Below are 12,359 nucleotides of genomic sequence, written 5' to 3'. Positions count from 1 at the left end.
GGCTGTCAGGACTCCGCGGGAATTGTCGACGCCGCCGCTCAGCGCCCGAGATCGGCCTGGACGAAGAGCGCGCCGAGCAAATAACCCGCCTTTCGGGTGGTGAAGCGGAATGCCAGCCGATCGCCCCCGGACCGGAGCGCCGGCGTGAGGTCGAAGACCTCGGAACCGAAACCGATGCCCTTCCGGTGAGCGGCTGCGCCGGGCGCCCGTCGACCGAAATCCAGATCTGCGGAACGGACCGCGCGATTCGCCGGACCGGCGGAATCGCGTCGCGCGACCGGAGTAATGCGACCGGTCCGAGCCGAGACTTTCCCGTGGTTTTCCCGCGTTCCGTGGTATGCCACGACGCCGGCCCGTCCCCGGGAATGCGCCGGAATGCCCAGCCCGGCCAGTTCCACCGCGAACGTCCGGCGGCGGCCGCCCAGCGCCTCGAATCCGTCCCAGAGCGCGAGCCGCCGCAGCGGCTCCGCGGGGTTCTCGTAGGCGACGACCAGCACCCAGCCGCCCCGGGCCCGGGCCCCGGCCCGGGAGCTGCCGGAGCCCGCCCGCGCCACCGTGTAGGTGCCCGCGCCACCGCGCCGCACCAGGGGGGTGACGTCGGCGGCGGCCTGGTAGTCGTCGCTGCGGGCGGTGGTGCGGCGGCCGATCGGGCCCTCCGCGCGGATCCGCTCGTAGGAGCCGCGGGGGCTGCCGAGCAGCACCTGACCGGCGTCCTCGGCCGCCCGGTGCCCGCCGGCCCGCAGGTCGCCGCCCCAGTAGAGCCGGGCGTAGCGCACCCGGGAGCCGGCCGGCAGCCGCAGCCGGGCGCTGCTGGAGCCGTCGGTGCGCGGATCGCCGTCGACGTCGCGGCGCGCGGTGCGGCGGGCGTGCCGGGGCGCCGCACAGGCCGGGCCGGCCGGCCCCGTGCGCCGCGCCGCCGGCCGGCAGACCACCGCGGCCCGCCCGGTCCGCGCGATACCGCCGTGCCCGGTCATGTGGAAGCGCTCGGCGAAAGGAATTCGGGAGGATTCCCCGGGCGGCGGGGCGGCCGCGGCCGAAGTCAGTGCGGCCGACAAAGCCAGGGCCGCGAGCGCGCATACGGCGCCGCGCCCGGTCAGCTCCCTCGACTTCGGCATGTCGTCCTCTCCGACTCCGACTCCGACTTCAATCAGTCAAACAGGAGAGCACTCTGGCAGAAATCATGTTGGAAATCGCGGCAGGCGCGCCGCAGCGTCGTCCGGGGTTTCCGTCGGCCGCCTGCCAGCCAGTCAGCCTAATGAATCCGCTTAAGTGGTAACGCCCGTATCCGTAACCCATATTGTTCGTTGTGTCCGATGCCCCATACGCGAACTGAAAAGGAGAATGGGATGAAGCGGTTCGTCAAGACCGCCGCGATGGCTGCGGCCTCCTCAGCCCTGGTGCTGGGCGGCGCGGGCGTCGCGACCGCCTACGAGGGCGGTCACCACGGCCGTAGCCACCACGGACGGTTCGACGAGGGCGGGCGCCACCACGGCCACGGAGCGCACGCCAAGGGCTTCGCGGCGAAGTCGCCGGGCGTCCTCAGCGGCAACGTAATCCAGATCCCGATCGACATTCCGATCAACGCGTGCGGCAACAGCATCGACTTCATCGGGCTGCTGAACCCGGGGTTCGGAAACATCTGCGTCAACAAGTGACCCGGTGCCGGTCCGAGGGGACATCGGACCGGCCCGGGCCCCGGCACACCAGGCGGACTGCCCGCGGCCCCGGCCGACGGGCGGTCCGCCGCCTGCTTTGCACCTCCTGACCTGCGGATTCCGCCCGACGGTGGGACGCCATACTGGAGTCATGGCGAGAAGCAGAAGCGGGCGCGGCGGCCCGGAACCCGTCACCGGGACGGTCGGCGGCGGCGTCGCGGAACTGCGGCCCGACCGGGACCGGCCGCGCGGCTGGACGCTGCTGATCGACGGCGCCCCGCAGTCCCATGTGGACCTCGACGACCCGGCGCACCTGGAGTTCTCCTACCAGCGGCGGCTGGGCCACATCGCCGACCTGGCGGCCCCGCCCGCCGCGCCGCTGCGCGTCGTCCACCTCGGCGGCGGCGCGCTGACCCTGGCGCGGTATGTCGCCGCGACCCGGCCGCGCTCCACCCAGCAGGTCGTGGAGATAGACGCCCCGCTGGTCGACCTCGTCCGCGAGCGGCTGCCGCTGGAGCGGACCTGGCGGATACGGGTGCGCGGCGCCGACGCCCGGGCCGGCCTGGCCAGGGTCCCGGACGGCTGGGCGGACCTGGTCATCGGCGACGTCTTCGCCGGCGCCCGTACGCCCGCGCATCTGACCAGCGTCGAGTTCGTGGCGGAGGTGCACCGGGCGCTGCGGCCGGGCGGCTGGTACGCGGCCAACCTCGCCGACGGGCCGCCGCTGTCGTTCCTGCGCGGCCAGATCGCCACCGTCCACACCGTCTTCCCGGAGCTGGCGCTGACCGCCGAGCCGGCCGTGCTGCGGGGCCGGCGGTTCGGCAACGCCGTGCTGCTCGCCGCCGACGGGCCGCTGCCGGTCGGCGAGCTGACCCGGCGGGCGGCCGGCGACCCGCACGCCGGCCGGGTCGAACACGGCCGGGCGCTGCGGGACTTCACCGGCGGCGCGGTCCCGGTCACCGACGCCACCGCGGTCGCCTCCCCGGCCCCGCCCGACGGCGTCTTCACCTGACGGACGACCGTCAGTCCGGCTGACGGACCGTCGACTCGCCTGCTATGCCGTGCGGTTGGTGATCTGGACGAACGGCGGGTGGCCGTTCCAGCTGCAGATCACCGACGAGTGCGAGCCGCCGCCGGTGAAGTCGACCCGGAGCCAGCCCTGCTGCTTCCACACCTGCATCTGCCAGCCCGCGTTGGGCGTCGCGGACACCAGCTCGGCGGCGTCGGCTCCCAGGGAGAGCACCACCCGGCCGCCGGCCGTGGCGTAGCTGCGGACCCGGTCGCCGGCGGACGCCGGGGCGCCGGCGCCGGGGGTGTCGGAGGGGGTGGGGGAGGGGCTGTCGACGGGGCGGGACGGAGGGCTGCTCCGTGGCGGCCGGTCGTCGTCGGAGGGGGAGGGGCTCGCGGACGGCGGGTCGGAGGGCTTGGGCCGGTGGGTGGAGGAGACCTGCGGCAGGGCCGAGGCCGCCACCTGGTCGGACAGCGGCAGTGCCCGCGGCGCGTCGTAGGCCGTGCCGGACAGCACGGTGTGCACCCCGAACCACGACAGGGCGACCGCGGCGCCGGTCGCCAGCGTCCAGGCCGCCGCATGGACCAGACCTCGTCCCGAACTCCCTCGCTCCATGCGCCCTATGGGACCACGCCGGCCGGGCGGAAGGACAACCCCGTGCGCACGGGCTTGACGGCCGGTGGACGGGAACGCAGCGCCGTGTCCCCGGCCCGCGGCGGCACCACGGCAACCGCCACAAGAGGGACGGGGCGTATGTATGCGGAGAATTCCGGGCACAGTGAGCGGACCATCGTCCACGTCTCCGGGAGGCTCCTGAAATGCGCCGTATCGCAGCCGTCGTTGTCGGAACGCTCGTCGCGCTGGGGGTGTTCACCGCATCCGCGAGCGCCGAACCGGACCCCATGGCGGGGGACGGCGCGTACGGCACCCGGATCATCGACCAGCAGGCCGGCGACACCAGCATGGTGATGCCGCACTAGGGCCCGCGCCGGAAGTCCCGTCGTCCGCCCGAAGAGCCGCCCCGCGCCGTCCGGTTGTCAACCGTGCGCGGGGCGGCTCCCTCGTATGGCGTACGGTGCCGCCCATGGTTCGAGTGCTCGTGGTCGAGGACGACCAGTTCGTACGCTCCGCGCTCATCCGGCACCTGACCGACGCCGGGCACGCGGTGCGCAGCGTCGGGACGGCGCTGGAGGCGCTGCGCGAGGTGGCGCAGGTCGGCTTCGACCTGGTCGTCCTCGACCTCGGTCTGCCCGACCTGGACGGCGGCGAGGCGCTGAAGATGCTGCGCGGCCTCACCGACGTCCCGGTGATCATCGCCACCGCCCGGGACGACGAGACCGAGATCGTCCGGCTGCTCAACGACGGCGCCGACGACTACCTCACCAAGCCGTTCTCGGTCGAGCACCTCTCGGCCCGGATGGCGGCCGTGCTGCGCCGCTCCCGGGGCGCGGCGCCCGGCGCGGAACCGCCCTCACGGGTGATCCGGGTCGGCGGGCTCGCCATCGATCCGCTGCGCCGCCAGGCCGAGTTGGACGGCACCGCCCTGGACCTCACCCGCCGCGAGTTCGACCTGCTGGCCTTCCTCGCCGAGCGCCCCGGCGTGGTCGTCGCCCGCCGGGAACTCCTCGCCGAGGTCTGGCGGCAGTCCTACGGGGAAGACCAGACCATCGACGTCCACCTGTCCTGGCTGCGCCGCAAACTGGGCGAGACCGCCGCCCGCCCCCGGTACCTGCACACCCTGCGCGGCGTCGGCGTGAAGCTGGAGCCGCCGCGATGAGCGACGCGCGCGAGGCCGCCCGGCCGCGGACGACGGTGATGGCCGCGCCTCTGCGCCTCGTGGGCGGAGAAGCGAAGAGTCAGACGCAGTGCGACGCGCGCGAGGCCGCCCGGCCGCGGACGACGGTGATGGCCGCGCCTCTGCGCCTCGTGGGCGGAGAAGCGAAGAGCCAGACGCAGTGCGACGCGCGCGAGGCCGCCCGGCCGCGGACGACGGTGATGGCCGCGCCTGCGCGCCTCGTGGGCGGAGCGGCGAACGGCCGGACGCCGTGAGGTGGGCCCTGGTCAAGGTGGCCCTGGCGGTCACCACGATGGTCGTGGTCGCGTTCGCGGTCCCGCTGGGGCTGGTGGTCCGGGAGATGGCGTCCGACCGCGCCTATTCCAACGCCGAGCGGCAGGCCGCCGCCCTCGGCCCCGTCCTCGCCATCACCACCGACCGCACCCAGCTGGAACGCGCCCTGGCCAGCGCCGAGACCGGCCCCGGCGACCGGATCGGCATCCATGTGCCGGCCGGCGGCGCGGGCGGCGGCCCCGCCGAGATCGGCGCCCGCCGGGCCGCCCCGGCCGATGTCGCCGTCGCCGTCCGGCTCGGCCGGGCCTCCATCGCCGACGTCCCCGGCGGCACCTCGCTGCTCCAGCCCACCGCGGTCGCCTCCGGCATCGCGGTCGTCGAGGTGTACGTCCCCGACGACGCGCTCACCAACGGCGTGGCCACCTCCTGGGCGGTGCTGGCCGGCGTCGGCCTGGCGCTGGTCGTCGGCTCGGTCGCGGTCGCCGACCGGCTCGGCACCCGGCTGGTGCGCCCCGCCGAGCGGCTCTCCGCGGCCGCCCACGACCTGGGCCGCGGCGACCTCGGCGTCCGCGTCCGGGAGGACGGGCCGAAGGAACTGCGCTCGGCGGCCAGCGCCTTCAACTCCATGGCCGACCAGGTCGTCCAACTCCTCGCCAACGAACGCGAACTGGCCGCCGACCTCTCGCACCGGCTGCGCACCCCGCTGACCGTGCTCCGGCTCAACGCCGCCTCCCTCGGCGACGGCCCGGCCGCCGAGCAGACCCGCGCCGCCGTCGAACAGTTGGAGCGCGAGGTCGACCGGATCATCCGCACCGCCCGCGCCCAGCGGGAGCACACCGTGGCCACCGCCGCCGCGGTCGGCTGCGACGCGGCCGAGGTGATCCGCGAGCGGATGGACTTCTGGTCGGCGCTGGCCGAGGACGAGGGCCGCACCGCCCGGGTCGCCGGCGCGGACCGCCCGGCGCGGGTGCCGGTCGCCCGCGCCGACCTCGCCGCGGCCCTGGACGCCATGCTCGGCAACGTCTTCCGGCACACCCCCGAGGGCACCGCCTTCGCCGTCGACGTGCACAACGCCGACGACGCGGTGATCGTGCTGGTCTCGGACGCCGGCCCCGGCATCGCCGACCCGGCCGCCGCGCTGCGTCGTGGCCACGGCGGTGGAGGCGACGGTTCCACCGGCCTCGGGCTGGACATCGTGCGGCGGCTGGCGGAGTCCACCGGCGGCGACGTCCGGATCGGGCACTCCGTGCTGGGCGGCACCGAGGTGCGGGTCTGGCTGGCCCTCGACGGGCGGCGGGACCGGCTCGGCGGCCGGCGCGCCCACCGGCTGCGGCGCCGGATCGGTGCCCGGGTGTTCGGCACCCGGGGCCGGCGGGCCGTCCGCGCCGCCGCCCGGGGCCCCCGCTCTTAACCGGCCCCTTCCGCTTCCTTAAGGCGGCCATAATTCCGCCAACCGCCGTACAGAACCCGGCATTTGTCCGTTTCGCTGCCGATAGCGTGCGAGGCGCACCTCCCCCTCGGTGCGCCCCCACCCCCATGTGACGACAGGCAGGCACGAGATGAGTTCCTCCGCACACCGGCGCCGGCCCAGCCGCCGGACCAAGCTGATCGGCACGGCGGTGGCCGGCACGCTGGCGGTCGGCGGCGGGTTCGCCGTCGCCGGCGTCGCGACGGCCACCAAGGCCCCCCGGCCCGCCCCCGCCACCGGCGCCCCCACCGGCACCGCCGCCAAGGCCGGCTTCGCCCCGTACGTCGACACCTCCCTCACCCCCGCCTACGACCTGACCGGCACCGCGCAGAAGACCGGGGTGAAGCACTTCACCCTCGCCTTCCTCACCTCCGGCGGCGGCTGCGTCCCCAAGTGGGGCGGCACCGGCGACCTCGGCGGCGACGCGGTCGCCAAGCAGATACCGGCGCTGCGCAAGGCCGGCGGCGACGTCCGGGTCTCCTTCGGCGGCGCCAACGGCACCGAACTGGCCGCCGCCTGCTCCTCGGTGTCCGACCTCGCCGCCGCCTACGGCAAGGCCGTCGACCAGTTCAAGCTCACCAAGGTGGACTTCGACATCGAGGGCGGCGCGCTGCCCGACACGGCCGCCAACACCCGCCGCGCCCGGGCCGTCGCGCAACTGCAGAAGCAGCACCCGGGCCTCGACGTCTCCTTCACCCTCCCGGTGATGCCCGAGGGCCTCACCCAGGACGGCGTCAACCTCCTGGCCAACGCCAAGCAGAACGGCGCGCGGATCTCCGCCGTCAACATCATGGCGATGGACTACGGAGCCTCGTACCACGGCAACATGGCCACCTACGCCACCCAGGCCGCCACCGCCACCCAGGGCCAGCTGAAGAAGGCCCTCGGGCTGAACGACGCGGACGCCTGGCGGACCGTGGCGGTCACCCCGATGATCGGCGTCAACGACGTGCAGGGCGAGGTGTTCAAGCCCGCCGACGCCGCCACCCTGGTGAAGTTCGCGCAGAGCAGGCACCTGGCATGGCTGGCCATGTGGTCCGCCACCCGCGACCGACCCTGCCCCGGTGGCCCCTCCAACTCCGCCCAGCCGACGTGCAGTTCCCTCGACCAGGCTCCGCTGGCCTTCACCAAGGCGTTCGGCGCCTACACCGGCTGACCCCCCACCGGTCCGGGCCCGCGGGCGCCCCGGACTGCCCCCGAGGCGGGGCGCGACGGCACCACCCCCCACCCGTCGCGCCCCGCCGCCTCTCTCCGCCGCACCGGTTTTCCGAGTGGCCGCACCTCCTGGTCCGCCTCCTCGCCGTGCCCGGCGGCGGCAGCTCAGCCGCCGCCCCGCACGGCGTCCCGGAACGCGATCGGCGTGAGCCCGGCCTGCCGCTGGAAGAACTTGCTGAAGTTGGTGGCGTCCGCGAAACCCAGCCGGTCCGCGATCCGCGACGCCGACTGGTCGCCGTGCGCCAGCAGCCGCTTGGCCTCCAGCACCACCCGGCGGTCGATGAACTCCTTCGCCCCGACCCCGGCCGCCGCCTCCGTGGCCCGCGACAGGGTCCGCGGCGCATAGCCCAGCGACCGGGCGTAGTCCGCGACCCGGCGGCTGCGGGCGAACCCCCGCTCCACCGCGTCCCGGAACCGCAGATACGTCTCGCTCGCCTCGCACGTCCCGTCCTGCGGGGCGTCCTCGGCGCCGCCCGGATGCGCGGCCCGCAGCACCAGGACGGCCAGCAGATGCCGCAGCACCTCCAGGTGCACCTCCAGCGGCAGCCCGCCCAGCGCCCCGAACTCCCGGTGCAGTTGCGTCAGCGCCTCGTCCAGCGCCCGGGCCGCGGCGCCCTCGGGGTGCCGCACCGCCGGCCCGTACCAGTCCTCGATCCGGGCCGCGGCCGCGGTCGCCGGGTCCAGGAAACCGGACTCGAAGAGCACCAGCCGCCCCTCCGCACCCGTCAGGTCCCCGAAGTGCTGCACCTGCCCGGGCCGCGACCACAGCAGGTCGCCGGGGGCCAGCAGGTGCTCCCGGAAGTCGACGCAGTGCACCAGCCGCCCGCGGTCCAGGAGCAGCAGGTGGTGGAAGCCGGGCCGGTGCGGGGTCGACAGCCCGCAGGCGTCCGCGCGCTCCCGCAGCTCGGCGAGGGTCAGCACCTCCACCCCGGCGGGCCGCCCCGCCGGTGCGGAGAACGCCACCGCACGGATCGCCGCTGCGTCCTCTCGGGGGTCCTGTCGCTTTCTCACCATGACCCGTCGCCTCGCTACCCCGGAATCTCCCGCTGATACCCCTAGCGTAGGAGACGTCAGCACGGCTGATGGCGGAAAACGGCAGCCGCATCCGGCGGCCGGAACACCGCGCTCCGCACCCGGGCGCACCCCGCCCGCATCGAACCACCGGGAGAACCCAGCATGTCCAAGATCGCTCTGTTCGGGGCCAACGGCACCATCGGCAGCCGCATCCTCGACGAGGCCCTGCGCCGCGGCCACCAGGTCACCGCGGTCGTCCGCGACCCCGCCAAGGTCACCACGACCCACCCGGCGCTCACCGTGGTCTACGGCGACGCGCTCGACTCGGAGTCCGTCACCGAGGTGGCCAAGGGGCAGGACGTGGTGGTCAGCGCGGTCGGCGGCGGCGACGGCGCCGGTCACATCGCCACCATCCGGCCCGCCGCCGAGGCGCTGGTCGAGGGGTTGCGGAGGCTGGGCGGCGACGCGCCTCGCCTGATCACGGTCGGCGGCGCCGGCTCGCTCCGCAAGCCCGACGGCGTCCAGGTCTGGGACACCGAGGGCCTCCCGGTCCCGCTGCTCCAGATCATGCACGCGCACGGCGACGCGCTGGACTTCTACCGCACCGTCTCCGACGTCCGCTGGACCAACCTCAGCCCGGCCGCCTCCATCGAGCCCGGCGAGCGCACCGGCAGCTACCGCACCGCCGCCGAGGACCTGATCGTCGCGGCCGACGGCAGCAGCCGGATCTCCACCGAGGACTACGCCGTCGCGCTCCTCGACGAGCTGGAGCAGCCCCACCACATCGGCGAGCGCTTCACCGTCGGCTACTGAGCATCGGCGCCCGCCTCCCGCGGCGGCACCCGGCCGGGAAACACCCGAGGCCCCCGATCCGTGGATCGGGGGCCTCGACAGTGGGGTGAGTAACGGGACTCGAACCCGCGACATCCTGGACCACAACCAGGTGCTCTACCAGCTGAGCTATACCCACCAAGACCGGTGCTGTGTGGTTCCTTTTCCCCACCGGCTGAGAAAAAGTGTACAGGTTCCAAAGGGGTGCTCGCTCCCAGGTTTCGTGCCCCTGGGAGCGAGCTGCGTCACTGTGCCGCCGACTCCGGTTCGGAGGGCAGCTTGTGCTTGGCCGCGATGGCCTTCGCGGTCTCCGAGTCCGGCCCGGGCTGGGGCACGAACACGGCCTCCCGGTAGTAGCGCAACTCCGCGATGGACTCGCGGATGTCGGCCAGCGCCCGGTGGTTGCCGTTCTTGTCCGGACTGTTGAAGTACGCCCGCGGGAACCAGCGCCGGGCCAGTTCCTTCACGGACGACACATCGACGATCCGGTAGTGCAGGTAGCTCTCCAGCGTCGGCATGTCGCGCAGCAGGAAGCCGCGGTCGGTGCCGACGGAGTTTCCGCACAGCGGCGCCTTCCCCGGCTCCGGCACATGCTGGCGGATGTACTCCAGCACCTGTGCCTCGGCCGACTCCAGCGTCGTCCCGGCATCCAGCTCGGCCAGCAGCCCGGAGGCGGTGTGCATCTGCCGCACCACCTCCGGCATGGTGGTCAGCGCCTCGGCCGGGGGACGGATCACCACATCCACTCCGTCACCCAGCACGTTCAGTTCCGAATCGGTGACCAGGGCGGCCACCTCGATGAGCGCGTCACTCGCCAGCGAGAGTCCGGTCATCTCGCAGTCGATCCACACCATGCGATCGTTCATACGTCTCACCCTACGGGGCGCTCCCGCTGACCGGGCAGTACGGGCCTGGCGGCCCCCCGCCCGACCGGGGTCTCCGGAAGCCGTGCGGCGTACCCCTCCGGCGCCGGCTTGCCCGCGTCGGCCACCTCGGCCAGCGCGTGCCCGCCCAGCGCGGCGGCGGAGAACCGCTCGCTGCCCAGTGCCGCCCGCTCGCGCTCGGGACGCTCGGCCCGCTCCGGGCGCAGCGCGGGCTCCGGTGCGCCGCTCTGCGGCCGGCGGGCGCGGTAGGCCGCCCGGTAGGCCGCGGGCGAGGCGCCCAGCTGCCGCCGGAAGTGGCCGCGCAGCGCGACCGGCGAGCGGAACCCGCAGCGGCCGGCGACCTCGTCCACGGAGTAGTCGGAGGTCTCCAGCAGCCGTTGGGCCTGGAGGACCCGCTGGGTGATCAGCCACTGGAGCGGAGCGCTGCCCGTGAGGGAGCGGAACCGCCGGTCGAAGGTGCGTCGGCTCATGTACGCCCGCGCGGCGAGCGTCTCCACGTCGAACTGCTCGTGGAGGTGCTCCAGTGCCCAGGCGACGACCTCGGCGAGCGGGTCGGCGCCGATCTCCTCCGGTAACGACCTGTCCAGGTAGCGCTGGTGCCCGAGGTCGGACGCGGTCCGCCGGGGCGGGACGACCAGCCGGCGGGCGAGCGCGTTGGCCGCGTCGGCGCCGTGGTCGGTGCGCACGATGTGCAGGCACAGGTCGATGCCCGCGGCGGTGCCCGCGGAGGTGAGCACGTCCCCGTCGTCGACGAAGAGTTCGCGCGGGTCCACATGGACGGACGGGTAGCGCTTGGCGAGCGTCGGCGCGTACATCCAGTGGGTGGTGGCCGGTCGGCCGTCGAGCAGTCCGGCCGCGGCGAGGACGAACGCCCCCGTGCACAGCCCGACGATCCTGGCCCCTTCCTCGTGGGCCCGGCGCAGTGCGTCGAGCGCCGCGGGCGGCGGGGCCTGGGTGATGGAACGCCAGGCCGGTACGACGACCGTCCCGGCACGGGAGATCGCCTCCAGCCCGTAGGGGGCGGAAAGTTCGAGCCCCCCGGTCGTGCGCAAAGGCGCGTCTTCGCCGGCGCACACAAGTAGCCGGTACCTCGGAACACCGGCGTCCTGTCGGTCGATACCGAAGACCGAGAGCGGAATGGAGCTCTCGAAAATGGGTCCGCCGCTGAAGAGGAGCACCGCGACTATTTCGCGGCGTCGTCGGGCGGCGAGCTTGCGTGCGGCATCTGGTACGGCAGCGGAGTCCTGGCTCATGGCGCTTAAGCCCCCCTCGGTCGTCTCGCCCTCTCGGTCCTGCACAGTTCCCCCGCCGTCACTGACCAAGATCGAATCTACTGTGTCCCGTGAGGATGGAGTGCCAAGTTCACCACCCGCTGGTATGTCGATATGGCAACTTGGCGCGAAGCATTCGATCACGAAGCGTTCCACTCGTCGGGCCTGCATGGGAAGTGCGCGTCTCGGCTCTGCCCGTTCGCAATAGGGCACAACCATGCCCACCGGTCCTTTCCTCCCTGCTCACGCCTGGGTTGTGGGGGGTCCGGGGCACCGTGGGGATCCGGACCGGAAGTTGGCTGAAAACGGTCGTGCGCAGACTTGCGGACGCCTCAACCGGCCGGCGTGCGCCCCTTGTAGAGGTGTCCGCCCCCTTGTACTCCCGCCCCGGTACGTCCCGTTCCGTCCCCAAGTTGTCCCATGCCTCCGGCACCGGGCGTGGGCCTGTGCGCCGGGACCGCCGCAACACTCCGCACTGCGCGCGGGTCGCCGCCGCGGGGCCGGCGGCGGCGCCGGGCGGGCCGCTCCGGACGAGCCCGCCGGGTGATCGCGGAGCCGGGCGCCGGTGCGCGGCCGGCGGCGCCCGGGGGTACGACGCGGCTCACCGGGTCGGGTGATCCACGGCGCGGTGCCGGCGCGGCGGGGATCACCGTGGACGGGCCGCCGCCGCGACGCCGTCGGCGATCACGGGCGCCGCCGGGGGTACGTACGGGGGCAGGACGGGGCATTGCCATCCGCGCCACGCTCCGGCATGCTCCGGGGAACGCTTGCGGCCCCGGACCGCCCTGTGCGGGCCTCCGATGGCCCGTGGGCGTTCTGGGCAGTGGAGGAGTAGCGCCGTACTCTTGGGGTATCGGCTTGGAAAGATGATTCCCAGTCGTATCGTTCCTCTTTGAACTATGGCTCCCGCTCCTTGATCGAGCCGCCCAGGTCAACTGCCGGAT

At 73.9% G+C, this 12,359-nt stretch carries 13 protein-coding genes and 1 tRNA gene; 8 read left to right on the top strand and 6 right to left on the bottom strand.

Annotated features, from left to right (window positions below):
• Positions 1–38: 38 nt before the first annotated feature.
• Entirely contained in the window at positions 39–1,115 is a 1,077-nt protein-coding gene (locus tag K2224_RS01830) for a hypothetical protein (protein WP_221904902.1), read from the bottom strand.
• 231 nt (positions 1,116–1,346) lie between these two features.
• Here K2224_RS01830 and K2224_RS01825 point away from each other — a divergent pair, with 231 nt between their 5' ends.
• Positions 1,347–1,655, top strand: a complete 309-nt coding sequence (locus tag K2224_RS01825; RefSeq protein ID WP_221904901.1) for a chaplin — start codon at positions 1,347–1,349, stop codon at positions 1,653–1,655.
• Between the two features lie 151 nt (positions 1,656–1,806).
• A complete protein-coding gene (locus tag K2224_RS01820) occupies positions 1,807–2,667 on the top strand; it encodes a spermidine synthase (protein WP_221904900.1) in 861 nt (286 codons plus the stop codon).
• Positions 2,668–2,709: 42 nt separating this feature from the next.
• On the opposite strand, the gene K2224_RS01815 is transcribed toward K2224_RS01820, so the two are convergent.
• On the bottom strand, positions 2,710–3,279 hold the full coding sequence (locus tag K2224_RS01815) for a hypothetical protein (RefSeq protein WP_221904899.1): 570 nt from the start codon (positions 3,277–3,279) through the stop codon (positions 2,710–2,712).
• Positions 3,280–3,482: 203 nt separating this feature from the next.
• On the opposite strand from K2224_RS01815, the gene K2224_RS01810 reads away from it, so the two are divergent.
• The 5 genes from K2224_RS01810 to K2224_RS01790 all read left to right on the top strand — a co-directional run bounded on the left by K2224_RS01810 (position 3,483) and on the right by K2224_RS01790 (position 7,356).
• Positions 3,483–3,644 (top strand): hypothetical protein, encoded by a 162-nt coding sequence (locus K2224_RS01810; RefSeq protein ID WP_221904898.1) that lies wholly within the window; start codon positions 3,483–3,485, stop codon positions 3,642–3,644.
• Positions 3,645–3,748: 104 nt separating this feature from the next.
• Positions 3,749–4,441, top strand: coding sequence for a response regulator transcription factor (locus tag K2224_RS01805; protein WP_221904897.1), 693 nt, complete (start codon positions 3,749–3,751; stop codon positions 4,439–4,441).
• Entirely contained in the window at positions 4,438–4,713 is a 276-nt protein-coding gene (locus K2224_RS01800; RefSeq protein WP_221904896.1) for a hypothetical protein, read from the top strand. The genes K2224_RS01805 and K2224_RS01800 overlap by 4 nt, the downstream gene beginning before the upstream one ends.
• Positions 4,710–6,143, top strand: a complete 1,434-nt coding sequence (locus K2224_RS01795) for a HAMP domain-containing sensor histidine kinase (protein ID WP_221904895.1) — start codon at positions 4,710–4,712, stop codon at positions 6,141–6,143. Before K2224_RS01800 ends, K2224_RS01795 begins: the two co-directional genes overlap by 4 nt.
• A 148-nt stretch (positions 6,144–6,291) precedes the next feature.
• Complete coding sequence (locus tag K2224_RS01790) at positions 6,292–7,356, top strand: chitinase (RefSeq protein WP_221904894.1); 1,065 nt, start codon at positions 6,292–6,294, stop codon at positions 7,354–7,356.
• Positions 7,357–7,520: 164 nt separating this feature from the next.
• On the opposite strand, the gene K2224_RS01785 is transcribed toward K2224_RS01790, so the two are convergent.
• Positions 7,521–8,429 carry an AraC family transcriptional regulator gene (locus K2224_RS01785; RefSeq protein ID WP_221904893.1) on the bottom strand — a complete coding sequence of 303 codons (909 nt, stop codon included), beginning with the start codon at positions 8,427–8,429 and terminating at the stop codon, positions 7,521–7,523.
• Positions 8,430–8,591: 162 nt separating this feature from the next.
• Between K2224_RS01785 and K2224_RS01780 the strand changes: the two genes are divergently transcribed.
• Positions 8,592–9,242 carry an NAD(P)-dependent oxidoreductase gene (locus K2224_RS01780; RefSeq protein ID WP_221904892.1) on the top strand — a complete coding sequence of 217 codons (651 nt, stop codon included), beginning with the start codon at positions 8,592–8,594 and terminating at the stop codon, positions 9,240–9,242.
• Positions 9,243–9,323: 81 nt separating this feature from the next.
• Here K2224_RS01780 and K2224_RS01775 read toward each other — a convergent pair.
• From K2224_RS01775 to K2224_RS01765, 3 genes are all read right to left on the bottom strand, one after another.
• Positions 9,324–9,399 (bottom strand) — tRNA-His (locus K2224_RS01775).
• 106 nt (positions 9,400–9,505) lie between these two features.
• Entirely contained in the window at positions 9,506–10,126 is a 621-nt protein-coding gene (gene orn / locus K2224_RS01770) for an oligoribonuclease (protein ID WP_221904891.1), read from the bottom strand.
• A 5-nt stretch (positions 10,127–10,131) separates the two neighbouring features.
• Positions 10,132–11,397 carry a GlxA family transcriptional regulator gene (locus tag K2224_RS01765; RefSeq protein WP_221904890.1) on the bottom strand — a complete coding sequence of 422 codons (1,266 nt, stop codon included), beginning with the start codon at positions 11,395–11,397 and terminating at the stop codon, positions 10,132–10,134.
• Between the last annotated feature and the right edge of the window lie 962 nt (positions 11,398–12,359).

Origin of the sequence: Streptomyces sp. BHT-5-2 (assembly GCF_019774615.1) — a bacterium.
Classification (GTDB): Bacteria; Actinomycetota; Actinomycetes; order Streptomycetales; family Streptomycetaceae; genus Streptomyces.
This window is presented reverse-complemented; position numbering and strand designations above follow the sequence as displayed.